The sequence below is a fragment of the Nocardia sp. NPDC003183 genome (genome assembly GCF_053590715.1).
The window spans coordinates 712,806-738,289 of sequence record NZ_JBSFTG010000002.1 but is presented as its reverse complement, the minus strand read 5'-3'; the positions used below and the strand labels follow the sequence as shown (position 1 = coordinate 738,289).

18 protein-coding genes are annotated in these 25,484 nt (G+C 69.2%); 7 read left to right on the top strand and 11 right to left on the bottom strand.

Annotation, left to right across the window (positions count from 1 at the left end; translation table 11 throughout):
* Positions 1-94 precede the first annotated feature (94 nt).
* Positions 95-1,216 carry a PQQ-dependent sugar dehydrogenase gene (locus ACWDXS_RS11145; RefSeq protein ID WP_387442016.1) on the top strand — a complete coding sequence of 374 codons (1,122 nt, stop codon included), beginning with the start codon at positions 95-97 and terminating at the stop codon, positions 1,214-1,216.
* Positions 1,217-1,271: 55 nt separating this feature from the next.
* On the opposite strand, the gene gatB is transcribed toward ACWDXS_RS11145, so the two are convergent.
* The 7 genes from gatB to ACWDXS_RS11110 form a co-directional block, all read right to left on the bottom strand.
* Complete coding sequence (gatB, locus tag ACWDXS_RS11140; protein WP_378991617.1) at positions 1,272-2,777, bottom strand: Asp-tRNA(Asn)/Glu-tRNA(Gln) amidotransferase subunit GatB; 1,506 nt, start codon at positions 2,775-2,777, stop codon at positions 1,272-1,274.
* 45 nt (positions 2,778-2,822) lie between these two features.
* Complete coding sequence (locus tag ACWDXS_RS11135; RefSeq protein WP_449964499.1) at positions 2,823-4,202, bottom strand: alpha/beta hydrolase family protein; 1,380 nt, start codon at positions 4,200-4,202, stop codon at positions 2,823-2,825.
* 52 nt (positions 4,203-4,254) lie between these two features.
* The gene (locus tag ACWDXS_RS11130) at positions 4,255-5,289 is read right to left on the bottom strand and encodes an ATP-dependent 6-phosphofructokinase (protein ID WP_378633402.1); all 1,035 of its coding nucleotides are present in this window, start codon (positions 5,287-5,289) and stop codon (positions 4,255-4,257) included.
* Positions 5,290-5,317: 28 nt separating this feature from the next.
* Positions 5,318-6,202 carry a hypothetical protein gene (locus ACWDXS_RS11125; protein WP_387447272.1) on the bottom strand — a complete coding sequence of 295 codons (885 nt, stop codon included), beginning with the start codon at positions 6,200-6,202 and terminating at the stop codon, positions 5,318-5,320.
* Between the two features lie 109 nt (positions 6,203-6,311).
* On the bottom strand, positions 6,312-7,121 hold the full coding sequence (gene fdhD, locus ACWDXS_RS11120; protein WP_378991612.1) for a formate dehydrogenase accessory sulfurtransferase FdhD: 810 nt from the start codon (positions 7,119-7,121) through the stop codon (positions 6,312-6,314).
* 179 nt (positions 7,122-7,300) lie between these two features.
* Positions 7,301-8,212 carry a LysR family transcriptional regulator gene (locus ACWDXS_RS11115; RefSeq protein ID WP_449964495.1) on the bottom strand — a complete coding sequence of 304 codons (912 nt, stop codon included), beginning with the start codon at positions 8,210-8,212 and terminating at the stop codon, positions 7,301-7,303.
* Positions 8,213-8,224: 12 nt separating this feature from the next.
* Positions 8,225-9,466, bottom strand: a complete 1,242-nt coding sequence (locus ACWDXS_RS11110) for an FUSC family protein (RefSeq protein ID WP_449964492.1) — start codon at positions 9,464-9,466, stop codon at positions 8,225-8,227.
* 296 nt (positions 9,467-9,762) lie between these two features.
* Between ACWDXS_RS11110 and ACWDXS_RS11105 the strand changes: the two genes are divergently transcribed.
* Both ACWDXS_RS11105 and ACWDXS_RS11100 read left to right on the top strand, forming a co-directional pair.
* Positions 9,763-12,084, top strand: coding sequence for an FdhF/YdeP family oxidoreductase (locus tag ACWDXS_RS11105; RefSeq protein WP_449964489.1), 2,322 nt, complete (start codon positions 9,763-9,765; stop codon positions 12,082-12,084).
* A 91-nt stretch (positions 12,085-12,175) separates the two neighbouring features.
* A complete protein-coding gene (locus tag ACWDXS_RS11100; protein WP_387447266.1) occupies positions 12,176-12,676 on the top strand; it encodes an NADPH-dependent FMN reductase in 501 nt (166 codons plus the stop codon).
* Between the two features lie 53 nt (positions 12,677-12,729).
* Here the strand turns inward: ACWDXS_RS11100 and ACWDXS_RS11095 are convergent, their stop codons facing one another.
* The 3 genes from ACWDXS_RS11095 to ACWDXS_RS11085 all read right to left on the bottom strand — a co-directional run bounded on the left by ACWDXS_RS11095 (position 12,730) and on the right by ACWDXS_RS11085 (position 17,763).
* Complete coding sequence (locus tag ACWDXS_RS11095; RefSeq protein ID WP_449964485.1) at positions 12,730-15,663, bottom strand: protein kinase domain-containing protein; 2,934 nt, start codon at positions 15,661-15,663, stop codon at positions 12,730-12,732.
* A gap of 100 nt (positions 15,664-15,763) precedes the next feature.
* Positions 15,764-16,453 carry a response regulator transcription factor gene (locus ACWDXS_RS11090; protein WP_358063879.1) on the bottom strand — a complete coding sequence of 230 codons (690 nt, stop codon included), beginning with the start codon at positions 16,451-16,453 and terminating at the stop codon, positions 15,764-15,766.
* Positions 16,450-17,763: a sensor histidine kinase gene (locus tag ACWDXS_RS11085; protein ID WP_449964482.1), complete on the bottom strand. Its 1,314-nt coding sequence runs from the start codon at positions 17,761-17,763 to the stop codon at positions 16,450-16,452. The genes ACWDXS_RS11090 and ACWDXS_RS11085 overlap by 4 nt, the downstream gene beginning before the upstream one ends.
* A 156-nt stretch (positions 17,764-17,919) precedes the next feature.
* On the opposite strand from ACWDXS_RS11085, the gene ACWDXS_RS11080 reads away from it, so the two are divergent.
* Genes ACWDXS_RS11080 through ACWDXS_RS11070 form a run of 3 tightly spaced genes read left to right on the top strand, consistent with a single transcriptional unit; the run spans position 17,920 to position 21,482 of the window.
* The gene (locus ACWDXS_RS11080; RefSeq protein ID WP_449964479.1) at positions 17,920-18,243 is read left to right on the top strand and encodes a hypothetical protein; all 324 of its coding nucleotides are present in this window, start codon (positions 17,920-17,922) and stop codon (positions 18,241-18,243) included.
* Positions 18,244-18,270: 27 nt separating this feature from the next.
* Positions 18,271-18,993, top strand: a complete 723-nt coding sequence (locus tag ACWDXS_RS11075; protein ID WP_378633366.1) for an ABC transporter ATP-binding protein — start codon at positions 18,271-18,273, stop codon at positions 18,991-18,993.
* A complete protein-coding gene (locus tag ACWDXS_RS11070) occupies positions 18,990-21,482 on the top strand; it encodes an ABC transporter permease (protein ID WP_449964476.1) in 2,493 nt (830 codons plus the stop codon). Before ACWDXS_RS11075 ends, ACWDXS_RS11070 begins: the two co-directional genes overlap by 4 nt.
* Positions 21,483-21,594: 112 nt before the next feature.
* On the opposite strand, the gene ACWDXS_RS11065 is transcribed toward ACWDXS_RS11070, so the two are convergent.
* Entirely contained in the window at positions 21,595-24,429 is a 2,835-nt protein-coding gene (locus ACWDXS_RS11065) for a protein kinase domain-containing protein (protein WP_449964473.1), read from the bottom strand.
* Positions 24,430-24,583: 154 nt separating this feature from the next.
* Here ACWDXS_RS11065 and ACWDXS_RS11060 point away from each other — a divergent pair, with 154 nt between their 5' ends.
* Positions 24,584-25,480 carry a serine hydrolase gene (locus tag ACWDXS_RS11060; RefSeq protein WP_378991597.1) on the top strand — a complete coding sequence of 299 codons (897 nt, stop codon included), beginning with the start codon at positions 24,584-24,586 and terminating at the stop codon, positions 25,478-25,480.
* Positions 25,481-25,484: the final 4 nt, after the last annotated feature.

Sequence of the window (25,484 nt, the reverse complement as noted above, 5' to 3'; positions counted from 1 at the left end):
GTCAGCCCCGCTCGACTTCCGGTCGCGTCCGGGCCGCCGCATTCGGACGCGACGGGCGTGTCAGGCCCGCACCGCTGCCGGTAACGTCTGACCTATGAGTTCGGGAATCGCGGGCCGCGTGGCAGTCGGGGTGGCACTGAGCGCCGTTTTGCTAGCCGGGTGCGCCCGTTTCGACGAGTCGGCGTCGAGTCCGTTCACCACCGAACCGCAACTGGGTGGGTCCGGCGCGGAACCGAAGAAGCCGCAGGAGGACCCCTCGCAGCCGCCGCGACCGACCGGACCGTGTATCGATCCCGATCCCAATGTCATCGCCACCTGCATGGAATCGGGGGCCGGGCTGATCGCGGTGGGCGAGGGTGCCTTCGTCGCGGAGCGAAAGACGGGGCGGATCCTGCAGGTGAAACCGGTCGACGCGAGCACACCGCAGGAGACGCCGGTGGAGATCGCCAGCGTGCCCGTCGACGGGTCGGCCGACGGCGGCATCTCCGATATCGTGCTCTCCCCCACCTTCGGTGAGGACGGGCTGATGTACGCCTACATCACCACCGGCAGCGACAATCGGGTCGTGCGGCTGTCCAAGGGCGGGGCGGCCAAGCCGATCCTCACCGGGATTCCCAAGGGCGCCGACGGAAATCGCGGCGCACTGGAATGGTCGACGCCGACCCAGCTGATGATCCTCACCGGTGACGCCGGAAACCCCGGCGCCGCCGCCGATCCCGGCTCGCTCGGCGGCAAGCTGCTTCGCCTGGAGTCACCGTCGGCGGGTACGAACAACCCACAGGTGGTGGCGTCGGGCATCGGTTCGGCCGGCGACATCTGCCGCGACGGCAAGGAAGGCATGTGGGTCACCGACCGCACCGCCGCCGAGGATCGGCTCCAGCACCTGAGCCCCGACGGCACCCTCAGCGTCTCCTGGACCTGGCCCGACCGTCCCGGCGTCGGCGGCTGCACGGCCACCGGTGACGGCGTCGGCATCGCACTCAGCGAGGGCAAGGCGCTGGCCGCCGTCGCCGCGGACCCCACGACGTTCGCCGTCACCACCGCCCCCACCCTGATCGCGCAGGACAAGTACGGCAGGTTCCTCGGCGCCACCGCCAGCGCCGACGGCAGCATCTGGGTCACCACCACCAACAAGACCGACGGCGAGCCAGGCGAATTCGACGACCGCGTCGTGCGCATCCCACCCCCGCAGGGTGGAGCAGGCGGCCCGGACTAGGAGAGGAAGCGGCCGCCCGGACTGCGAAAGCAGTACGGGCGGCCGTTTCTCATCCTCAGCTGCAGGCGGCGATGACCAGGTCGCGGACGCGGGCGGCGTCGGCCTGGCCGCGCGTGGCCTTCATGACGTCGCCGACGATCTTGCCTGCGGCGGCAACCTTGCCGGAGCGGATCTTCTCGGCGATGTCGGGGTTGGCGGCGAGGGCCTTCTCGACCTCGGCCTGCAGGGCCGAGTCGTCGCTGACCATGCCGAGGCCCTTGGCCTCGACGATGGCGGCGGGCTCGCCCTCACCGGCGAGGACGAAGTCGACGACCTGCTTGGCGACCTTGTTGTTGACGGTCTTGGTTTCCACCAGCGCGATCACTGCGGCGACCTGGGCGGGGGTGATGGGCAGGTCGGCGAGGGCGATGTCGCGTTCCTTGGCCTTCTCCGTCAGGTAGGCGACCCACCAGGAGCGCGCCTCGTTGGCGGGGGCGCCCGCGTCGACGGTGGCGATGATGAGGTCGAGGGCGCCCGCGTTGACAAGGTCGCGCATGACCTCGTCGGACAGGCCCCAATCGGCCTGGATCCGGGCGCGCACCAGCCACGGGTATTCGGGGATGGTGGCGCGCAGCTCCTCGACCCACTCGGCGGCCGGGGCGACAGGCTCGAGGTCGGGCTCGGGGAAGTAGCGGTAGTCCTCGGCGGTTTCCTTGCGCCGACCAGCGGCGGTGGAGCCGTCGGCTTCCTGGAAGTGGCGGGTCTCCTGGATGATCTCGCCGCCGGCGGTGAGCACCGCGGCCTGACGACGCATCTCGTAGCGCACCGCGACCTCGACGCTCTTGAGCGAGTTCACGTTCTTGGTCTCGGTGCGGGTGCCGAATTCCTTGGCGCCGACCGGCATCAGGGACACGTTGGCGTCGCAGCGCAGCGAACCCTGCTCCATCTTCACGTCGGACACGTTCAGCGAGCGCAGCACCTCGCGCAGCGCGGTGACGTAGGCGCGGGCCACCTCGGGCGCGCGCTCACCGGCACCGGTGATGGTCTTGGTGACGATCTCGATCAGCGGCACGCCCGCGCGGTTGAAGTCGAGCAGCGAGTGGCTCGCACCGTGGATGCGTCCGGTCGCGCCGCCGACGTGCAGGGACTTGCCGGTGTCTTCCTCCATGTGCGCGCGCTCGATCTCGACGCGGAAGATGGACCCGTCGTCGAGGGTCACGTCGAGGTAGCCCTCGGTGGCGATCGGTTCGTCGTACTGGCTGATCTGGTAGTTCTTCGGCTGATCGGGGTAGAAGTAGTTCTTGCGCGCGAACCGGCCCCACGGGGTGATCGAACAGTTCAGCGCGAGGCCGATCCGGATGGCCGATTCGATGGCCTTCTCGTTCACCACGGGCAGCGAGCCGGGCAGGCCGAGGCACACCGGGCACACCTGGGTATTGGGTTCGGCGCCGAACTCGGTGGGGCAACCGCAGAACATCTTGGTCGCCGTGGACAACTCGACGTGGACCTCCATGCCGAGCACCGGCTCGTACCGGGAGATGACATCGGCGTAATCCATCAACTCGACCGTGGGTGCACTCATGACGCCCAGTCTAGGTAAGCCCGCTGACGCACTCGGCCGGTGGTCCTAGCGGGGCGGGACGCGCTGGGTGAGCCACCCGGTGACGTAGGTGAGCACCGCCGGGTCGATGGTCGTCTCGATGGTCGCGTACTCGCTCGGCTTGCCGGTCGCGGTGGGCTGCATCAGGTGGTTGAGGCCGGGAAAGGTGTGCACGGTCGCGTCGGGAGCGGCGGCGAGGTTCTCGCGCATCGGGCCTTCGTTCTGGGTGGCGATGACCTGCTGGTCCTTGTCGCCGAAGAACGCCAGCACCGGCACGCGCAGCGCCTGCAGCGTCGGCTTCGGGTCGTGGGTGATGAACGAGGTCATGTACGGGGTGTTGAACCCGTCGACCACCTCCTGGGGCGCGCGTTCGGCCACCGGCAGGGAGTCGTTGTGCCGCTGGGTGAAAGCCCGCGCGCCCTCGATATCGCCCGCGCGCAACAGCCTCGACCATTCACTGACGTAGGCGACCTGCTGGTCGATCTGGCCCTGCGGCGCCCCCGTCGAGGCCATGATCACTTTGTTCTGCTCGATCAGCACGTCGGCGCCGGGGACCGACGGGCCTGCCATCAGGACCGCGAAGGCGACATCGCTGCCGGGCAGCGCGGCGACCATCGGGGCGAGGTAGCCGCCTTCGCTGTGCCCGAAAAGACCCACTCGGGCGGGATCGATCTCGGGGCGGGTACGCAGGAACGCGAGGCCCGCGGCCGCGTCGGCGGCGAGGTCGGGGTAGGTGGCGTCGTCGAGAGTGCCGCTGGTGCCGCCGACACCACGGTCGTCGGTGCGCAGCACGGCATAGCCTGCGCGAGTGAAGGTGTCAGCGAGCAGCTGGAACGGGCGGTGGCCCATCAGCTCTTCGTTGCGGTCCTGCGGGCCACTGCCCGTGATCAGCAGCATCGCCGGAAACGGGCCACTACCTTCGGGTTCGGTGAGCGTGCCCGCGATGGTGATGTCGCCGTTGCGATAGGTGACGTCCTCGCTGCGGTACGGGTACGGCGGTTTCGGGTCCTGCGGGCGGGGCAGGTTCTCGATCTTGCCGCGCTGCAGCGTGACCGGAGCCTTCTCCCCGGACTGCACCCAGTCACCGGTGAGCCGGTCGCCGTCGAGCTTGCCGCGGAAGCCGGGGTCACCCGGCGCGTCGGGGATGGTGAACTCCACCCGGTCCGGTTCGGTGCGTACATCTTTCAACGGCGCGTCGCGCACACCCTGCGCCGGGATGTCGATGGTGGCCGATCCGTCCTCGGCGAAGCTCACCCCGATCGCGATCGGCTGCCCCGGTACCTCGATGTCACCGTGCCAGCTGCCCCGCACAGTGGGGGCGGCCGCGTCGTCCGAGGCCCCCGAACACCCCGCCACCAGCGCGGCGACGACGAAAAGAACCGAAACGATCACTCGACCGGTGCGCATGAACCCACGGTACCGACGCGCACCGACAATGTCGGAGGAACCGGCGCCGATATCAGCCGAAGAACGCCGATGCCTCGCTGAGCCGTTCCGGCGGAACGCGTTTGAGCTGCTTGGTCGCCTCCGACAGCGGAACCAGCCCGATATTGGTGCCGTGCAGCGCCACCATCTGACCGAAATGCCCCGCGTGCACCGCCTCGGCCGCGTGTACCCCGAACCGCGTCGCGAGAATGCGGTCGTAGGGTGTGGGGCTGCCACCGCGCTGGATATGGCCGAGCACCGTGGTGCGCACCTCTTTGCCGATGCGGCGCTCGATCTCCGACCCCAGCTGCTGGGCGACGCCGGTGAACCGCTCGTGGCCGAACTCGTCGATCCCGCCCTCGCGCAACGCGAATCCGGATTCCGGCGCGGGATGCGCGCCCTCGGCGACCACGCAGATGAAGCTCTTGTCACCGCGCTGGAAGCGGGCCTTGATCATCGCGCACACCTGCGACACGTCGAACGGCTCCTCGGGCACCAGGGTCAAGTGGGCGCCCGCGGCGATCCCGGAGTTCAGCGCGATCCAGCCGGCGTGGCGGCCCATCACCTCGACCAGCATCACCCGCTGATGGGATTCGGCGGTGGTGTGCAGACGGTCGATGGCCTCGGTGGCGATCGACAGCGCGGTGTCGTGGCCGAAGGTGACGTCGGTGCAGTCGATGTCGTTGTCGATGGTCTTGGGCACGCCGACCACCGGCACGCCCTCGTCGGCGAGCCAGCTCGCGGCGGTGAGGGTGCCTTCGCCGCCGATGGGGATCAGCGCTTCGATGCCGTTGTCGTCGAGGGTCTGCTGGATCCTGGGCAGGCCTGCGCGCAGCACCTCGGGGTTGGTGCGTGCGGTGCCGAGCATCGTGCCGCCCTTGGTGAGCAGGCGGTCGGTGCGATCGTCGTTGTGAATGCGGATCTTTCGATCCTCGAGTAGGCCGCGCCACCCGTCCTCGAAACCGACGATGGCATCGCCGTAGCGTCCGTTCGCGGTGCGGACCACAGCCCGGATCACCGCGTTCAGACCTGGACAATCTCCGCCTCCGGTCAAGACTCCGATGCGCATGGCGTTCATCTTGCCGCACCGGCCTCGATCAGGGGCAGTGACCTCCGGCCAGCTCGCTCAGGTGCCCCGAGATGAGCGTCGCCATCTTGTCGAGCATGGCCATACCGTCGTTGAAACTGCCCGAATCCGGTTGTGCGGCGAAGGCGATCGCGATCCGGCCGGTGGGCGAGTCGATCAGACCGAACTGACGGACCAGGTACTTCCCCGCCGGGTCGGGCCCCCACCCGCCCTTGAACTCGGCACTGCCGAACGCGCCCAGACCCCAGTGGTGGCTGGCGATGATCTGCTGCATCAGCCCGACCACCCGCTCGCTCTGCGGGATGCACGGCAGCTGCGAGGCGAAGCGCACCTGGTCGGCCAGTGTCCATTCGGCCTGACCGTAGACCGACGCGTCGGCACGGGTGCGCGTGGTCGGCACGGTGGTGCGGGTGTCGCTGCCTTCGCGCAGCACGCCCTCCACCGCCTTGGCCGCGTCGGCACCGCTGCCGAGCGAGGCCCACAGGGTGTCGGCGGCGCCGTTGTCCGACGCGGTGATCGCCGCGGAGGCATACGACGAGTAGGAAGCGCTGTTGCGCAGGGCCGCGATGGCCAGCGGCACCTTGATCGTCGACCAGGCCGGACCGGAGGACCAGTTGCCGAAGGTGACCATCTTCTTGCCGCCCACCGGCATGATCGCCAGCCCCGCGCTCCCGCGGAAACCCTGCTGGAGCTCGCTGAAATCGGCGGCCAGGCTGCCGGGTACCGCGATCGAGATCGTGCCGTTGTCGGCGCCGGGATCGGCGACGGGAACCGTGGTGGTCACGCTCGGCCGGGCGGCCTTCGGCTCGGTACCGCAACCCGCGGTCGCGAGCACGACCACGCCCAGCAACGCGGACAGCACCACCCGGACGTGATGGCGTCGTTCATTATTCATTATGTGAAGCATTTTCGTTTGTAAACTCCCCCGGGGCGTTCGGTGCTGGCGACCCGTACCGTTACCGTACTGCGACATATGCCGATCGCCCACTTCGAGCACCGAACCCTCAGGTCAGACGGTGTTCGCCCGTATAGATATTCATCGTTTCGGCACGCAGGAAGCCGACGAGTGTGAGGTCGGACTCGGCGGCCAGGTCGACGGCGAGCACGCTCGGCGCCGACACCGCGGCCAGGATCGGGATCCCGGCCATCACCGCCTTCTGCGCCAGTTCGAACGACGCGCGACTGCTCACCACCAGCACCAGATCGTGCGCGGGCACCCGGTTCTCGCGCACGGCCCAGCCGATCACCTTGTCGACGGCGTTGTGCCTGCCGATGTCCTCACGCAGGGCCAGCAGCGTGCCGTCGGTGGTGAACAGACCCGCCGCGTGCAAGCCCCCGGTGGCCTCGAACAACTTCTGCCCGGCGCGTAGCTGTTTCGGCAGGTCGGTCAGGGTGTCGGTGCTGATCGACACCGAATCGTGCGGGATCGCGAAGCGGGTGCGGGTGCGCACTTCGTCGAGCGCGGTCTTACCGCAGAGGCCGCAGGCGCCGGTGGTGAGGAAATTGCGGGTGTGGATCGGTACCGGATTGCGCAGGCGCAGATCGAGGACGTTGTAGGTGTTGCGGCCGTCGCTGTCGGTACCCGCGCAGTAGCGCGCGGTGACGATGTCGTCGGCCGAGCCGATGATGTCCTCACCGAACAGGAAGCCGTGGACGAGGTCGATGTCGTTGCCGGGGGTGCGCATGGTGACGGTGAGCGATCGGCCGTCGACCCGGATCTCGAGCGGCTCCTCGACGGCGAGAGTGTCGGGTCGCTGAATCCGCCCGGCCGGGGACAGGCGGGTCGTCTTGCGCCGTGCGGTCACTCTGCTCATCCCATGACTCTGCTCACTGTGCGGGTTCTGATCAAACACGGGTTGCCGATCAGGTGATCGGCGCGATGGATCAACGCTCAACCGGTGGCGAGTCCGGCGACGGATTTGATCGTCGTCGTGACCGGGTGGTCATGGTCGTGCACAGTACCCAACGGTTGCCCGGTCATAGCTGAATGGGATCAGCCCGCTGTCGGGCGCGGCGCGACGGCGAAGTCGGTGGCCCGCGCGGTGTCGATGAGGGCGGTGGTGAGCACCGAGCCGGGTTCGACCGCCGCGGTGACGAGCACGATCTGCGAGGTGACCACCGGGTCGGCGAGTTCGAACACCCGGATGTCGGCGGTGGGTCCCAGCGCCGCGACCCACGGCTGCGGCACGATGCACGCCCACCGCCCGGTGCGGGCGTGTTCGAGCAGCGTCGCCACCGAGTCGCTCTCGAGTTGAGGTGCCGCGGTGAGGCCCAGTGTCGCGAGCGCGTCGTCGATCAGCTGACGACCGCGCATCCCCGGTGGCAGTAGGCACATCGGCAGTTCCAGCGCGTCTGCCCAGGAGATCTCGGTGCGGCCCGCGACGAGCGCGCTCCCCGCGACGAGAACGTGGCGTTCGGCGTAGAGCGGGGTGAGGGTGAGGCCCGAAGTGTCGATACCCTGCGCGTAGACGATGCCCGCGTCGAGCTCGAATCGGCGAATCCGTTCGACGATGTCGGGCGAGCGCAGACTCGTCTCGACCCGCACCCGCATCAGCGGATGTTCGGTACAGAAAGGGTCGGTGAGCAGCGCGACGGTGCTCGACGCCGCGGGCACCACCCCGATCCGCAGTTCACCGGTGAGACCGGTCTGCAATGCGCGGACCTCGTGTTCGAGCGCCTCGCGGTCGGCGATGATCCGCCTGGCCCACAGCACCAGCCGCTCGCCCTCGGGGGTGAGACCCTCGAACGTGCGCGCGCGGCGGACCAGCGGCACGCCGAGTTCGTGTTCGAGTTTGCGGATCGCCTCCGACAGCGCGGGCTGCGACACGTAACAGGCCTTCGCCGCCCGGGCGAAATGCCGTTCCCGGGCGAGCGCGACGAAGTATTCGAGCTGACGGAACAGCATTCGGAGAGCCGGTCAGTCGTCCTGGTCGTCGGCTGCTTTGTTGCGCGCCTTCGCGATCTCGAGCGCCTTCTCGGCGGTGGCCTGGTCCGGGTAGGGGCCCATCCGGTCGCCGTACCAGCAGGCCTTGCCCTGTTCGGCCTTGTGGTGCTTGAGGCAGTAGTACCACTCGTTGTCGTCAGCCATGCCGACAGTATGCAACGTTTCGCATACCGGCGTCTCGAAGGTGGGTAACGCGGGGGTAGCGGGTTCGCGAATGAGCAGGGCGACAGCGATTCCCACCGCGACGCCGATCACCGTGTCGACTCCGCGTTCGGTGAGCAACGTGAGCGGATCGGACGGATCGGCCAGTTCGGTCATCGACATGATCAGCGGCGTGAAGAAGCCCATCGCCACCGCGTAGTGGCGGGCCATGAACAATTCGGTCGGGTAGAGCAGCGCGATGATCGCCAGGCCGAGCATCGCCGGGCTCGGACCCGGGATCAGCAGCGGCGCGGTGACCGCGAGTCCGATGAACGTGCCGACCACCCGGTGCATGCCACGGGTGATCCGGTCACGGGAGCTGGCGGCGGCCAGCGGCACCGCGGCGCCCGCCATCGCCCAATTGGCATGGCCGACGCCGAGCAGCAGCCCGATCCCGCCGGCGATCGAGATCGCCAGCGCGTAGCGTCCCGCCTGCACGTACGACACCCCTCCGGTGCGATGCGGCGGAATCGGTATCCGCATCGCACACATGCCGGCCCGGCGGACTCGCCGCGTCGACTCGAGATAGCCGACGATCACGCACAGCATCGCGGTGCCCGCGCACAGCACCAGCGCCAGGAGCGGATCGCGCTGCGCCCCGGCCACCATGGCGATGGCGCCGAACGCGAAGATCCCGAAGAACGGCCCCTCCGGCCGCAAGCCGAGGCGGTCGGTGATCGGCGAGGCGACCGCGGCGAACACCGCGACCGCCGACACCAGCACCGCGGGAGGGGCGTGCAGGCGCGCGAGCAGGATGCCGGCGCCGACGGCGCCGACCAGCATCACCGCCGCTTCGCTCTGGTGGATCAAGCGCCGGCGCGGCGATTCCGCGAAGCCGTACATCCCGGTGAAGGAACCGAAGACCGCGTAGATGAGCAGGTCGGTGCGGCCCACCGCGATCAGCACTAGGCCGGGGATCGCGAGACCGACGAAAACGCGGGCGGCGGGCAGATGATCGATCTCGGTGACGAACCGTTGGTAAATCTGGCGCGACCGTGTTCGCGTGGTGCGCAAGGGTTCCTCCGAAGTCGGTCGCGGGACATGCCCGTAGGGCCGATGATCAAGCCTGCACGATCCGCGCGCACGCCGTCAACCTGCGGTGATCCCGGTCGCACCGGCGAAAACGGCGCTATGGCGGGGGTGATAAGCGCGACCGATCGACCGGTCGGAAATCGGACTTGGACGCCGCCGAGCGACACGACGAAAGTTACCTACGCCCTTCCGTGATCTCGACGGTAGAGAATCCAACCGAGGCACTGGACAGGGCACATCTTTCTCGACCCGCATTCACCGCGAAGGGAAGATCTGACATGGCTGACGGTCCGCACACCATCTGGGATCCCGATCGGGGCCCGAGCGAAGCAGCAGACCGGGCGGCCGTGCCGAAGGCCAAGCCCTACCACCATCCGGCGGCGGGCTGGGGCGCGGCGATCGCGGTCGGAAAGTTCATGGTCGGCAAGGAACACGAGCCGTTCATCGGCACCAAGGCCATCCTGAAGATGAACCATCAGGAACGCGGCTTCGACTGTCCGGGCTGCGCGTGGCCCGACGCCACCGACGGCTTGGTCCTCGACGTGTGCGAGAACGGCATCAAGCACGTGACCTGGGAGATGACGCACAAGCGGTGCACTCCCGAATTCTTCGCCCAGCACACCGTCACCGAGCTGGCCACCTGGAGTTCCTTCGACCTCGAGGACCAGGGCAGGCTCACCGAGCCGATGGTCTACGACCCCGAGACCGACCACTATGTGCCGATCAGCTGGGCCGACGCGTTCGAGATGGTGGGCAAGGCGCTGCGCGAGCTGCCCGACCCGAACGAGGCCGCGTTCTACACCTCGGGCCGACTCGCCAACGAGGCGACGTTCCTCTACCAGTTGCTGGTGCGCGAGTACGGCACCAACAATCTGCCCGACTGCTCCAATATGTGCCACGAAGCCAGCGGCCGAGCTCTACAGGCCTCGCTCGGCACCGGCAAGGGCACCTGCGACCTCGAGGACTGGGACAAGGCCGACGCGCTGTTCGTGATGGGCCTCAATGTCGCCTCGAACGCGCCGCGCATGCTGACCTCGCTCGCCGAGGCCTACAAGCGCGGCGCCCAGGTGGTGCACGTCAATCCGCTGATCGAAGCGGGCTCGCGCAACACGATCATCCCGCACGACTTCCTCGCGATGGCCACCTTCCACCCGACCAAGACCGGCACGCTCAACCTGCAGGTGCGCATCGGCGGCGACTTCGCGCTGATCCGCGGCATGGCCAAGGCCGTCCTCGAAGAGTCCGCGACCGACGAGAAGGCTCTCGACCACGAGTTCATCGAGCGCTACACCGTCGGCTTCGACGAGTACGTGCGCGAAGTCGAGGCGACCACCTGGGCCGATATCCAGACCGAGTCGGGCCTGAGCGAGGCCGAGGTCCGCAAGGCCGCCCGCATCTACTGCGACTCCGACCGCAGCATCATCAGCTGGTGTCTCGGCGTCACCCAGCACGAGCACGGCGTGGAGACGATCCGCGAGATCGTCAACCTGCTGCTCCTGCGGGGCAACCTGGGTCGCGAAGGCGCGGGACCGTCGCCGGTGCGCGGGCACAGCAATGTGCAGGGCAACCGTACGTGCGGCATCGACAACAATCCGCCCGCCGCATTCCTCGACCGGCTGGCCAAGGTCTGTGAGATCGACGTGCCGCGCGCCAACGGCTACGACGTCGTCTCCGCCATCGAGGCGCTGCAGAAGGGCAAGCTGAAGTTCTTCATGAGCATGGGCGGCAACCTCGTCCAGGCCGCGCCCGACAGCGAATACACCTTCGAGGCGTTCCAGAAGGCCGACTTCACCGTCATGGTCTCCACCAAGCTCAACCGCAGCCACGTCGTGCACGGCAAACGCGCGCTGATTCTGCCCTGCCTCGCGCGCACCGAATACGACGAGCAGCGCAGCGGCCCGCAGGTGGTCTCGATGGAGAACGGCATGGCCGTGGTGCACCTGTCCAAGGGCATGAAGAAGCCCGCGTCGCCACATCTGCTGTCGGAGCCCGCGATTCTGGCGGGTATCGCCAAAGCCGCACTGCCCGAGACGAAGACGCCGTGGGAGTACTACGTCGAGGACTACGACCGCATCCGCGACACCATGTCGAAGGTCCTGGACGGTTTCGAGGACTACAACCGGCGGGTGCGACTGGGGCTCGGATTCCGGATCCGGCAACCCGCGCGGGAGCTGATCTTCCTCACCCCGTCCAGCAAGGCGGAGTTCTCCGCCGCGACGCTGCCCGACACGACCAACCCGGCCGGGGTGCTCACCCTGGCCACGCAGCGCTCCCATGACCAGTGGAACACCACCATCTACACCAGCAACGATCGCTATCGCGGGGTGAAGAACCTGCGCACGCTGGTCTTCATGAACTCTCGCGATATGCGCGACCGCGGCCTGAAAGAGTTCGACGAGGTCGACATCACCAGTACCGCCCGTGACGGGTCGACGCGATCGCTCTCCAAGTACAAGGTCGTCACCTACGACATTCCGCCGGGCTGCGCCGCCGGGTACATGCCGGAAATGAATGTGCTGTGCGCGATCGGCGACTACAGCACCGAGAGCGATCAGCCGATGATGAAGAGCGTGAAAGTGACTGTCACACCGTCGAGTTGAACTCTGTCGAGGAGATGGCAATGAACCAGCACCCGCGAAAGACACTGGCGTCGATCGGCGATATCGAGCACGCGAAGTAGGGGGACAACCGATGTCATATCTGCTCGCACTCATCGCCGAACCCGGCGAGACGTCCACGGCGCAGCAGTTGGCGACCGAGGCCCAGCAGGTCGCGATCCGCAACAACATCGACGTGGTGAGCCTGGCCGAGCTCGACACCCTGCCCGCCTACAGTGCCGCGATCGACACCGAGGACGGGCGGCCACTGATCGCCGACCAGCTGCGCCGCTCCACGCTGGAAGCCGACGGTGTGCTGCTGTTCGCGGCCGAGGGCGAGACCGTGGCGCCGCTGGCGGCGAGTGTGATCGCGTGGCTGGCCAATCCGGACTCGGCACCGGCCGTCGGGGGCAAGCCGGTCGCGGTGATCACGGTGGGGCCCGGTGAGGTGATCAATCAGGACTTGGCCGATCGATTGCGCAAGGCGGGTGCCGAGGTGGTGGCCGACGGTGTGTCGATCACCGGGTCGTGGAGCGACCCGGACACCGTGGCCCGGCTCGGCGACACAGTGATCGCGGTTGCTTCGGCTAGCTGAGGCTCCTCCGCGACCGCGGCCCCCGAGATATCGGGGGCCGCGGTCGTTTCGGGTCAGTAGACGTAGACCACGGCGTTCTCACCGCCGGTGCAGGTGACGAGTTTGCCCTCGGGTGCGCACGTCATCGTGTAGGTGCGGCCGGTCACCGGGCTGGTCGCCACCACTGAGCGGGCTCCCGTACCGCCGCCGGCGTAGGCCTCCCGGACCGCTTCGGCGAAACCGCAGCTGGTGACCGCGCTGCCGACGGCGACCTTGCTGTAAGAGCCTGTGGCAGTGCCGGTTTCACAGGGCTGCGCACCCGCGGGCAGGGTGGCCGGTCCCGCCGAGGTGGTGGGAGCGGCCGTGGTCGCGCGCGGGGTCGTGCCCGCGGGTTGGCCGGAACCGCCCGGCGCCTGCGAAATCGGTGCGGCCGTGGAGGTCTCGGCGGGGTCGGCGGCCGACATCATGCGCCAACCGATCGCGCCACCGACCGCGAGTACCAGGACGGCGAAGACACCGGCCAGCACCGGCAGCAGAACCGATCGCCTACGCCCCGAATCCTGGTGCGCCCAGGCCGGATCGGGACCGTACGCGGGGTCGGGTCCATAGGCCGGGTCAGGCCCGTAGCCGGGGTCGTATGCCGGATCGCGATAGGCGTGATCGCCGTAGGCACTGGGCGGTTCGTCGTAGTCGGAGTACGCGTTCTCCTGACCCACGTACTGCCGGGTCGCGGCCGCCCTGGCCGGATCCTCGAACTCCGGCGGGGCATGATGGGCAGCAAAAGGCGCGGCACCGCCACGGTATTGATGCGTCGGCTGCGAGCGCTGCGGATCGAGTTCGTCGGCCCCGTAATGCTGGGTCGGCGCCGACCGTTGCATGTCGGCGGGGTCGTACTGCTCGGTCGCCGGTGCGTACTGCGTGGGCGGGCCACCGAACCGGTCGTCGGCGTCCTCGTCGAAACGCTCGGGGGGACCACCGAATCGGTCTCGCGGATCGTCGAGATCGCCGCCGAACTTCTGCGTCGGCGGCGCGAAGGCGGCGGGGTTGTACTGCTCGGTCGGCGGGCCGAACGCATCGCCTCGGGCATGGCCGGGAGCGCCGTCGAATCCGTCGTCCGGCGGGCCGCCGAAAGGTCCTGCGGGACTGGCGAACCGGTCCTCGGGGCCATTCTGTTCCGCACCGAACCGCTGGGTGGGAGCCGCGAAGGGGGCAGCCGAGTTCGGGCGGGGTGCGTCGAATTCCGGTGTGGGAGCGGGGAACCGGGGGTTGGGGTTCGATGCCGGCGGGAGGTACTGCTCCGTGGGCGGGGTGTAGGCCGCCGGGAGGGGGTGTTCGCCGGAGTAACGCTGGGTAGGGGCGCCTCGGTGGGGATCCTGCTGCGGCGGGAGGCGGTGCGGTCCGGTGGGCGCCGGGTACGGGGTGGCCGACGCGGGACGCGGTGGCTGCAGGAGGGGAGCAGACGTTTCGCCCGGCTGCGCACCGTCGTAGAGGTGCGCGTCCGGGAAGGGACGCATCCGCGGGAGGCCCTGGTCGGGGGTGTAAGCCGGGGGCGGCTTGGGGGCCTCCGGCTCATCGGCCGACGGCAGGGGCGCGAAGTAGGTGTCGGCGGGCCGGATTTCGGCGGGGCCGGTCGGCTGGATCACCGCGGGTATCGAGATCTCGCCGGTGCCCTCGGCGGGAACACGGCGGAAACCGGTGGTGTCCGAGGCCCCGGGGCGCGCCTCGGGCGGGCGGATGATCAAGGTGGGCTGGGCGCCGGTCGCGGTCGACTGGCTGCGTGAGGTCTCCACACCGCCGGTCGCGGTCACCGCGCCGATCACGCGGAACTCCCCGGTCGGCGTCGGAACCTGCTCGACGTCGGCGGGCTCCTCCGAGACGGGGGCGTCCTTGCGGGCACCACTCGCGGCACCGATGGGCACCGCACGCGCTGGACCGGTCGCGGACCCCGCGTGGCCACCACGCTCGGCACCGGCCGGTCCGCCGGGAGCACCGGTCGGCGCCCCGGCGGCACCGCGTCCCACACCGGCGGCGAAACCGGCGGCGGCGGCGAAACCGCGCCCGGGAGCCGAGCCCGGGCCACCTTGCGGGGCACCCGCCGGCGCGCCTGCGGAACTGCGGAGCGTGGGACCGGACGAAGAACCTGGAGTCACATCGTGGCCACCGGGGACGCGGCGGGCCCCGTCGTACGACGCGAAAGCGCCCGATGGCGCGGGCGCACCGGCTTCCCGCACGGCCGAAGCCAGCGCTCGCCGAGCGGCGACAGCCAACGCACCGGCCGACGCGTAGCGATCGGCCGGGTCCTTGGCCATGCCGGTCCCGATGACGTCGTCGAGTGCGCCGGGTATCCCGTGCAACAGCTCGCTCGGCCGCGGCGGGGCCTCGGACAGGTGCGCGCGGACCAGCACGCTCATGCTCGCCGCGGGGAAGGGCGAAGCACCGGTGAGGCATTCGTGCAGGACGCAGGCCAGTGAGTAGACGTCGGCGCGGTGGGAGATCGGGCCGACATCGAAGCGCTCCGGCGCCATGTAGATGTAGGAGCCGACCGCCATCCCGGCCTGGGTCACCGCGCTGTCGCCCTCGGTGTGCGCGATGCCGAAGTCGGCGAGGTAGGCGAAATCGGCGGGCGTGACCAGGATGTTGGCGGGCTTCACATCGCGATGCACCAGCCCGCCCGCGTGTGCGGCGTCGAGCGCGGCGGCGATCTGCTCGACGACGGCGACCGCGCGTTCCGGGCTCATCGGCCCGCCTCCGCGCAACACGGTCCGTAGATCGGAGCCGGGAACCAGGCGCATATCGATGAAGAGGACCCCGTCGATCACACCCCAGTCATGGATCGGGATCACGTGCGGTTCGGCCAGCTTGGCCGCGGCCTGGGATTCGCGGCGGAATCGGACCTGATAGGCCGGGTCTTGCGCGAGCTCCTCGGCCAGCAACTTCAGAGCGACCACTCGGTCCTTGCCGGTGTCGTAGGCCTCGTAGACCTCGCCCATCCCGCCTTTGCCCAGCATCGACCGCAACTCGTACGGGCCGAATCTGCTCCCCGTCCGTGACCCAGGTGCCTGCACCAGCGTCCGCCTCCCACTTCTGGCAGGCCCGTGGACCTGCTTCTCAGTAGGAAGATTCTCCCGGTGTCACTACGCCGTGGTCAAACGCGAACACGATCGCGGCAGCGCGATCGCGCAGGTCGAGCTTGCCGAATATGTGTCCGACGTGGCTTTTCACGGTTACTTCCGAGATACCGAGTTCAGCGGCGATCTCGCTGTTGACCCGGCCCGAGCCGATCAATTCGAGCACTTCGTACTCGCGGGCGGTGAGTTCGCCGAGCCGGCGATCGGTTCGGGTACCGACCGGTTTCACTGTTCTGTACGCCGTGAGCACCCGTCCCGTCACCGAGGGATCGAGCCACGCGCCACCGCCGGCCACGGTGCGGACCGCGCGGATCAGATCCTCCGCGGGCGAATCCTTGAGCAGAAAGCCCGCGGCGCCCGCGCGCAGCGCGCCGGAGAGAAGCTGGTCGTCGTCGAAGGTGGTGAGCACCAGCACCGGTGGGGCGTCGGGGCGGGCGCGCAGCAACCGGGTCGCATCTATGCCGCCGACCCGCTTCATCCGCAGATCCATCAGCACCACATCGGGTCGTTGCGCGGCGACGGCGGCCGCGACCTCGTCGCCGTCGGCGCACTCGTTGATGGTGAAACCGTCGCGACGCCGCAGGATGCGACGCAATCCGCCGCGTACGAGTTCCTGGTCGTCGACTACGAGCACTGTCACCAGCTGCTCGATCGGCGAAGCGGTCGTCACGTGTCCTCCTGGGGTTTGTGCCAGAGCTTGCCCGGCAGCACGGCCGAGAGGGCGGCGCACGAGCTTGCTCGCAGTGGGAAGCCGACCCGCACGGTCCAGCCGTCGTCGCCGGTGCCCACGATGATCTTCCCACCGAGCAGTTCGGTGCGTTTGCGCATGCCGCGCAGTCCCATCCCGGTATCGCGGCGCAGCGCGGGCCCGAACGGCAGCGGATTCGACACGACCAGCGTCGCCGCCTCGGCCGAGACGTCGAAGCGCACCGTGGCGGGCGCGCCCGGCGCGTGCTTGATGACGTTGGCCAGCGATTCCTGACCGATCCGGTAGAGCGCGTGGCCGATGGCGCCGGAGACGGTGGTCAGGTCGCCGGTGCGCGCGTAATCGACGGTGAGCCCGGCGCGGCGGAAGTCGCCGACGAGTTCGTCGATATCGGCGGCGCCCGGCTCGGGAGCCAGTTGCGCCGGGCCCGCGTCGAGCATGCCGACGGTGCGCCGGATGTCGGCCATCGCCTGGCGGCCGAGGCGTTCGGCCTCGACGAGCGCTTCCACCGCCTCGGTGACGTCGTCGTCGGTCTGGAGCGCGCGGCGGGCGGCGGTCAGATGCAGCAGGGTGATCGAGAGCGAATGGGCGATCACATCATGGACTTCGCGGGCGATCCGGCGCCGTTCCTCGTCGGCGGCCTGACCGGAGCGGATCGCTTGATTCTCGCGCTCTTGATACAGGAAACGCCGCTGATACTGCAGCATCACCCCGACGAACATGCCGAGCAGGATGCCGATCACATACATCGGTAGTCCTTGCAGCGGCTGCTCACCCCAGTGCACGTGCCCGGCCACGTCGAACGCGACCAGTTCGAGGATCGCGAGCAGGGTGAATCCGATGGTCCACCCGCGCGAGGCGACCGCGGCCACCTCACCGGCGACGATCACCAGCACGAACGGCGCGAAGTCGGCGTTGACCGGCTGCAACAGGAACAGGGCGCAGGAAGCCAGCGCGCTGCCCTTCAGCAGCACGGGGTGCGGATTCACCCGGAAGATCGCGAACAGCGGAATCGGCAGGAACGCGGTGGCCATCGCCAGCAGCGGCAGCACACTCGGGAAGTACGCGTGCCGCTGGATCACCGCCGCACCGGTGACCACCAGCAGCGCGAGGTCGGCGGCCAGGATCACCGCGGGCGGATAGTCGTAGGGCAACGATTCGATGCGTTCGCGGACGGTGGTGAGCAATCGCGGCACCGCGGCCCTGGCCGCGAACCGCTGCCGCAGGCTCACTCGGCCCGGCGCCTTCGCGGGGATGGCGTGGCTCACATCCATGATGTAAGGCTAGTCGCCACCTACGGGGCGAGCATCGTCCCGCGAACGGTACCGATCTCCTACCTGGGTAGGAGAAGAAGTCGGGTCCCCGGGACGACGATTCGGCCGTTCGCCGCCCGTAACGTTCGATTCACCCGCTCACGGAAGGTGAAGCCCATGACCTGGACCGATCTACACCACCGCACCGAGATCGTGCACACCGTGCTCGCCAGGGCAGCGGTCGACCCGAACGACCCGGCCCTGTTCGCCGGCCTCGCCGAGCTCGACACGCTCTTCGGCGGAGTCGACGGCCTGCTACAGGCGCTGGCCAACCGCTGGGACAATCATCTGCGCGTCAAACTCGAACTGGCCGAGATCGACGGCCGCACCCCGATGGAGGCCTATCTCGAGCTGGCCGCCGAACAACCGGCCCTGCGTGGGCTTCTCGACGCACGCCCGGCGATCGGGCAGACTACCCGCGACCGCGCACTCGCACGCTGAAACCCGAAACTCCCTGGGGGACAAGATATGCCCGACATCGAATCGCCACAGCAGCCGATGCTGGAGTTGACCCGGGTGGTCAAGCAGTATCGCGTCGGTGATCAGGAAGTCCGCGCGCTCGACGAGGTGAGCATGCGCATCGAAGCAGGCCAGTTCACCTCGATCATCGGGCCGTCGGGTTCCGGCAAGAGCACCCTGCTGCACCTGCTCGGGGCGCTCGATCGTCCCGATGAGGGCTCGATTCGTTTCCGCGGCACCGAGATCGGCGATCTCGACGAAGACCAGCAGGCCGCGTTCCGGCTCGAGCAGGTCGGCTTCATCTTCCAGTTCTTCAACCTGCTCCCCACCCTCTCGGCCTGGGAGAACGTCGCCGTGCCGAAGCTGTTGGACGGCACCGGCTTACGCAAGGCCAAGCCGCGCGCGCTGGAACTGCTCGATCTCGTCGGCCTCGGCGATCGCGCGCAGCACCGGCCCGCGGAGCTCTCCGGTGGGCAGATGCAGCGCGTGGCGGTGGCCAGAGCGCTGATCATGGATCCGCCGCTGATCCTGGCCGACGAACCGACCGGCAACCTCGACTCCAAGACCGGCGCCGCGATCCTCGCGCTGCTGGGCGACATCACCGCGCAGGGCAACTCGGTGGTGATGGTGACACACGACATGAGCTCCGTCGACTACTGCGACCGGGTGATCACCTTGCGCGACGGTCAGATCGGCGCGGACGAGCGCGTCGCTTCGCGAGTCGACGCATGATCGCCGCCGCCATCGATCGATTGCGGCTGTTCAACTTCGGTGAACTGCTCCGCCATCCCGGTCGCACCCTGATGTCGGGAGCCGTGATGGGAGTCTCGGCCGCGCTGATCGTCGCGGTGCTGAGCATCTCCGGGTCGGTCACCGGGTCGGTCGACAAGCTCACCAAGGGTCTGGCGGGCACCGCCGAACTCGAGATCACCGGTATCACCGACGCGGGCTTCGAACAGTCACTGCTACCCCGGATCGCCGCGACACCCGGGGTGGCGACGGCGGTGCCGATGCTGCGCGGCACGCTCGGCGCCGGCCCTGACCGGGCACTGCTGATCGGCGCGGATCAGAATATCGGCGCGCTCGGCAGCGATCTGGCCGGGCCGATGTCGCAGTACACCACCAAGCTGCTCAGCACCGAGCGCGGCGTGCTGGTCGGCGCGGCCATGGGTCTGCGCGAGGGCGACCCTGTACCGATCGGGGCAGGGACGGCGAAGGTGGCTGCCGTTCTCGACTCCGAGGCGACCGACCGGCTCAACAGCGGACACGTGGTGGCGGGTCCGCTGCCGCTGATCCAATTCCTCACCGACCGGGTGGGCAAGCTCGATTCGGTGCAGATCGTGGTGCGGCCCGGCACCGATGTGGCCGCGCTGCGCACCGCCCTCACCGATGCGGTGGACGGCCGGGCCGTGGTGGCCGAGCCGAGTCTGCGCACCGCGCAGGCCGGTGGCGCGATCCAGATCATGCGGTATTCCACGCTGATGTCGTCGGCGGCGGCGCTGATCGTGTCGGCCTTCTTGATCTACAACGCGATGAGTATGGCAGTGGCGCAACGCAGGCCGACGCTGTCGCTGTTGCGGGCGATCGGCGGCAAGCGGGCCCCGATGGTGCGTGATCTGCTCGTCGAGGCCGCGATGCTCGGGCTGATCGGCGGGGCGATCGGCGCGGGAATCGGTGCGCTGATGGGGCGGTTCGCGATCGACAGGCTGCCCGCCGCGATCGTGCAATCGGTCGAGGCGCGCACCGAATTCCAGGTGCCGAACTACGCGATCCCCGTCGCGATCGCCGCGTGTGTGGTGGCGACGGTGCTGGCGGCGTCGATCGCGGCCAGACAGGTGTACAAGGTCGCACCGGTCGAGGCGTTGGCGCCGGTGGAGGCCAGCGATGCCGCGGCGACCAACTCGGTGTTGCGCTGGGTCGCTCTGGCCGCGGGTGTGCTGCTCGGTGCGGCGGCCGTGGCCATCGCGTTCATCGACCTCGGGCGACTGTCGCTGGCCGCGATCACCACGTCGTTCACCGCGACGGTGTTCCTGTGTTTCGCCGCCACCGGTCCGATCGTGCGCGGATCCGCGGCGATCGCCCGCTGGTTCGGCGCGCCGGGCGCGCTCGGGGCGACGACGCTGGAACGCGCGCCGCGCCGCGTCTGGGCCACCGCGATGACGGTGATGATCGGCGTCGCGGCGGTGGTCGCGCTCGGTGGGGCGTCGGGCAACATGGTGAAGTCGGCGACCGATTCGTTCCAAAGTCTCGGCGACACCGATCTTTACGTGAGTCCGAGCCCCGTCGAGCAGTTCCCGACCGGGCCGGTCCTGCCCGACGGCCTGGCCGCCCGGGTCGCGAACGTCCCCGGCGTGGAACGGGTGAGCCCCGCCCAGATGGCCTTCGCGACCATCGGCAGCGGTCGGGTGATGTTGCAGGGCTATCCGCCGAGTACCTCCGATACCCGTCTCGGCGCGGTCGATCGGGCGGTGATCGACCGGATGGAGCGGCGCGAAGGTGTGGTCATCACCCGTGACGTGGCACGGTCGCTCTCGCTTGCCGTCGGCGACGAGATCACCATGCCCACCCCCTCCGGTGAGCGCAAAACAGCTGTGCTGCAAGTGATTCCGTACTTCACCGCCGTCTCCGGCGTGGTGATGATGAACCTCGACCAGATGCGGGAGTGGTATCAGCGACCCGGCGAGACGATCCTGTCGATCCAGTATTCGCCCGGCGCCGACCCCGACACGGTGCAGGCCGCGGTCCGCGCGATGGTTCCCCGCGAAATCCATGTCGACACCGGCGCCGACATGGTCGACGCGATCTCCTCGAGCGTCCAGCAGGGTGCGGCGATGAGCAACATGATCCTGTGGATCGTCGTCCTGGTGGCGACGGTGGCGTTGCTGAACACCCTGATGCTGTCGGTCCTGGAGCGACGCAGGGAGCTGGGGGTGCTGCGCGCCATGGGCACCAACCGCAAGTTCCTCCTGCGCTCGGTGCTCGCCGAAGCCGCGGGCATCGGATTCATCGGCGCGGCCATCGGTCTGCTCGTCGGCGTCGCGGTGCAGTATCTGGCCACGGTGGCGATCGGGCATGCGATGACCATCGACATCGTCTACCGGCCGAGCCCGCTGATCGCGGTCTACGGTGCGGTCGCGCTGGGCCTGGCACTGCTGGGCTCGATCCCGCCCGCCCTGCGCGCGGCGCGGATGCCGATCGTGGCCGCGCTGGCAGTGGACTGACCTCGGTCGCCGCGGTGCCCGGCATCTCAGCCCGGCGCCGCGGCGACGCCTTCCCTCGCACCGTCACCTCGGTATCGCGGGTCTACCACCCCGGGGTCGGCCCCGTCACCGATCAGAGCGGAACTTCGTCCCACCACGCGATGACCTCGTCCTGCGCCGAGGGGCGGGTGGCCCCGCCGGTGCCGCTGCTGCCCCGGCGACTCACCACGACAAGGTAATTCGCGCGGGCGGAGTCGCCGGGGAAGCTCAACACCTGGTGCGCGGTCTGGACGCGGATGTTCGCCGGATCCGGAACCACCCACCGCTGCAGTGAGAACGGCACTTCGTCCTTGCTCCCCGCGTAGCGAACGGTCGCGGGCAACGCCTCCAGCACCGACCGCGCCTGGCTCGCGTTCGCGTACTCGAGCACCAGGTAGCTCAGCGCACCCACTTGATTGTCGGATCGCTCGCACTGCCACCCGGTCGTGATCGGAGTCCACTGCAACGCAGCCTCTTTCCACGCCAGCTCGCTGACATTGCGCACCCCCACACACCGCGCCCCCCGATACCCCACACCATCACTCATCTGCCCCTGCGGAACCAAGGTCGGGAAAACCCGCCGACTCTCCGCGAACGAATCCGCCACCTCGGCTACCGAATTCGACGGCCCGCTCGCGCCGTCTTCCACGTCGAGACCGTCGTCGTCTCCGGGCAACACCACCACGACCAACGCGACAACCAACGCGACCAGCACCAGAACCAGTGCCACCAACACAACCCACCCGAACCGCTGCATCCCCGACACCCGTCGAGGCACCGGCCAATACCCCCGATGCGGCACCATCCAGGGCCCCCGCGGCCCGGACCGCACCACCCCGTGCTGCTGACCTGCACCACCCGGCACGACCGGACCACCCGACTGCCCCGCCGCCACCGACTGCCCCGCGTCTACCTGAGGCCCCGCGCCGCCCGGCTGACCCGCACCACCCGGCTGACCTGGGCTGCCCGGCTGACCCGCACCGCTCGGCTGTCCGGCATTGCCCGGCTGTCCGGCAATGCTCGACTGTCCGGCAATGCTCGGCTGAGGCGCATTGCTCGGCTGACCGGCACTACCCGGCTGACTCGGATTGCTCGGCTGACCCGGATTGCTCGGCTGTCCGGCAATGCTCGACTGTCCGGCAATGCTCGGCTGAGGCGCATTGCTCGGCTGACCGGCATTACCCGGCTGACCCGCATTGCTCGGCTGACCCGCATTGCTATGCGCTGCGCTACCAGGCTGTCCCGGCTGGCTGGACTGCCCTGCGGCTCCCTCCGGCGCCACAGGCCCGGCTGGGGCCGCGTTCGAGGCCCCAGCGATCGAGGTCACCTCGGTCAGGGCCGCCGCGTTCGCCGCGTCCAGCTCGCCCGCGTCGCGCATCGATACGACATCGGTTGCCGCAGTGGCCGATACCTCGCCGGACTCCGCGCCGCCGGTCGCTGCGGCGCTGTCCGATCGAGGCGCCGTGGATGACGGCTTGTCGAGAGACACTGGGCTGGAAGATATTCCGGCATCGACCGCGGGCACCGCCACAGCTTCGGCGACCCCCGGCGCGGGGCGCTGCACGCCCGCGGATGGCGGCACGGCGGCCGAGGCCGCGACCGCAGGCGCAGCGGCAGCCAGGGGCGCCGCACCAGGCGCAGCGGACCCGGATCGGCGCGCATTCGGCTGTCCGGCAACAGGACTCGCGGCCGGACGCTGAGCCACCGGAGGTACTTCGCCAGGCGGCACGGCGGCCGAGGCCGCGACCGCAGGCGCCGCGGCAGCCATGGGCGCCGCACCAGGCGCAGCGGGCGCGGATCGGCGCGGCTGTCCGGCAGCGGGACTCGCGGCCGGACGCTGAGCCACCGGAGGTACTTCGCCGGGCGGCACCGCACCGCTGGGCGCGGCCGGGCGCGGGGCGACCGGCGGGACAGCTCCGAAAGGCCGTGAAGGTGGTTGCCAATGAGGTTGTGGCGCAGGCTGTCCGGGTGCGCCTTGATACCCGGGCGGTGCCATGCCGGGCGGCGCGAAAGGCGCGGCGGGCCCTTGCTGCGGGGCGGGCGGGTAGTAACCCGGCACCGGGTTCGCGGGCGGGCGCGGCAGGACCGGTGGGGTCGTGGAGGTCAGCGCCTGGCGAGCCGCCTTGGCGAACGCGGCGCAGGAATCGAACCGTGCCGCAGGATGTTTCGCCATCGCGGCGGCGAGGACGGCGTCCATGATCGGCGGCAGACCCGCGCGACGCAGCGCCAGGGGCGGCGGCGGGGCGTAGAGGGTGCCGCGGATGATCTCGTTCGGGTCGGCGGAGTCGAAGGGCGCCAGTCCGGTGAACAACCAGTACAGCGAACACGCCAACGAGTACTGGTCGGAGCGATGGTCGAGCTCGGCGCCGGTCATCTGCTCCGGTGACGCGTAAGCCAGTGTCGCGGTGAACATTCCCTGCTGGGTGAGGTGGGTGGAGTCGGCGCGCAGCCGGGCGATGCCGAAGTCGGTGAGGAAGACCCGCTCGCCCTGGCCGCCGGTGGAGCGGGCCAGCAAGATGTTGGCGGGCTTCACATCTCGGTGCAGCACTCCCCTGCCGTGCGCGTAGTCCAGCGCGTCGGCGACCCCTTCGATGATCTGGACGGCCCGCTCGGGTGGCAGCGCCATCGGGTCGACCGTCGCGGCGTCGATCCCGTCGACGTACTGCATGCTGATCCAGAGTTGTTCGCCCTCGGTCCCCCGGTCGAAGACGGTGACGATGCCGGGATGGTCGAGCCCGGCGGCGAGATCGGCCTCCCGTTCGAACCGCGCGCGAACGCGCTCGTCGGCGAACAGATCCCGGTTGAGCAGCTTGAGCGCGGTGAGCCGGTCCAGGCGCGGATGCCGGGCCAGATACACCGTGCCCATGCCGCCCTGGCCCAGCATCGCCTCGATGGTGAACCCCGCGAACACCTCACCGATGTCGTGCACTACGACCCCCTTCCGACCGTGTGACCACGTTCATTCGAATTCTCGCCGAAAATCGGTGAAACTTGCTAACAGTCGTCCGGGTGTGACCGGACGCGTTCGACGAGAAGTTTGCACCGCCGGAGCACGCGCAATGGGTGGTGGGGAGGATTCGGTGGTGAAGTCGACCGGAACGACGGCTGCCTGTCGCAGGCTGCTGCTCTGTGGGGTGCTGGCAACTGCCGCACTGTCCACCTCGTGTGCCACGCCGGGCACCCCGACGGCGGTGAGCGCGCCCACGGTCACCGTCAACAGCGAAGACGCGTGGCATCCCGGTCTGTCGATCGGGCTGCCCGATTCGCTGGCCGCGGAGTTCACCCTCTTGCAGTCGAAGCTGCCGGGCCAGGTCGGCATGGCCTTGATGCCGGTCGGCGGCGGCCGGATGACGATCTACGGCGACTGGACCACCGGCATCGCCTGGTCCACGATCAAGATCCCGCTCGCGGTCGCCGCGTTGCGCCACGACTCCGACCAGTCGATCTTCGAGATGGTGGAGGCCGCGATCACGGTGTCGGACAACGACGCCGCCGAAGGCCTGTGGGAATCCCTCGGTGACGCACCGGAAGCCGCCGACGCGGTGCAGCAGATCCTCGACGAGGCGGGCGACGCGGCCACCGGCAAGTCGGGCACCCGCACCGAACTCGACGGCACCTCCTTCGGCGGTACCGAATGGTCGCTGGCCAACCAGGTGCGGTTCGCGTCGCGGCTGCCGTGTCTGCCGCAGGCCGAGGTCGTCACCTCGCTGATGGGTGAGATCACCGAGGATCAGGGGTGGGGTCTCGGCCTGCTCGACGACACCGAGTTCAAGGGCGGCTGGGGTCCCGACGACGTCACCGGGGTCTACACCGTGCGCCAGTTCGGACTGGTACCCGTGGGCAGCGGTCAGCTCGCGGTAGCCCTTGCGGCACAAGCCGATTCGGGCTCGTTCGACGACACCACCGCACTGCTCGACCGGATGGCGCTGCTGCTGGCCCGGCACCTGCCGAACCTGCGCGGCGGCGTCTGCCCGCGCTGAGCGC

Bases quoted from the DNA above. Each gene is read 5' to 3' on its own strand.
- ACWDXS_RS11145 (WP_387442016.1), top strand. From the start codon at position 95: ATGAGTTCGGGAATCGCGGGCCGCGTGGCAGTCGGGGTGGCACTGAGC.
- gatB (WP_378991617.1), bottom strand. From the start codon at position 2,777: ATGAGTGCACCCACGGTCGAGTTGATGGATTACGCCGATGTCATCTCC.
- ACWDXS_RS11135 (WP_449964499.1), bottom strand. From the start codon at position 4,202: ATGCGCACCGGTCGAGTGATCGTTTCGGTTCTTTTCGTCGTCGCCGCG.
- ACWDXS_RS11130 (WP_378633402.1), bottom strand. From the start codon at position 5,289: ATGCGCATCGGAGTCTTGACCGGAGGCGGAGATTGTCCAGGTCTGAAC.
- ACWDXS_RS11125 (WP_387447272.1), bottom strand. From the start codon at position 6,202: ATGAATAATGAACGACGCCATCACGTCCGGGTGGTGCTGTCCGCGTTG.
- fdhD (WP_378991612.1), bottom strand. From the start codon at position 7,121: ATGAGCAGAGTGACCGCACGGCGCAAGACGACCCGCCTGTCCCCGGCC.
- ACWDXS_RS11115 (WP_449964495.1), bottom strand. From the start codon at position 8,212: ATGCTGTTCCGTCAGCTCGAATACTTCGTCGCGCTCGCCCGGGAACGG.
- ACWDXS_RS11105 (WP_449964489.1), top strand. From the start codon at position 9,763: ATGGCTGACGGTCCGCACACCATCTGGGATCCCGATCGGGGCCCGAGC.
- ACWDXS_RS11100 (WP_387447266.1), top strand. From the start codon at position 12,176: ATGTCATATCTGCTCGCACTCATCGCCGAACCCGGCGAGACGTCCACG.
- ACWDXS_RS11095 (WP_449964485.1), bottom strand. From the start codon at position 15,663: ATGCTGGGCAAAGGCGGGATGGGCGAGGTCTACGAGGCCTACGACACC.
- ACWDXS_RS11085 (WP_449964482.1), bottom strand. From the start codon at position 17,763: ATGGATGTGAGCCACGCCATCCCCGCGAAGGCGCCGGGCCGAGTGAGC.
- ACWDXS_RS11080 (WP_449964479.1), top strand. From the start codon at position 17,920: ATGACCTGGACCGATCTACACCACCGCACCGAGATCGTGCACACCGTG.
- ACWDXS_RS11075 (WP_378633366.1), top strand. From the start codon at position 18,271: ATGCCCGACATCGAATCGCCACAGCAGCCGATGCTGGAGTTGACCCGG.
- ACWDXS_RS11070 (WP_449964476.1), top strand. From the start codon at position 18,990: ATGATCGCCGCCGCCATCGATCGATTGCGGCTGTTCAACTTCGGTGAA.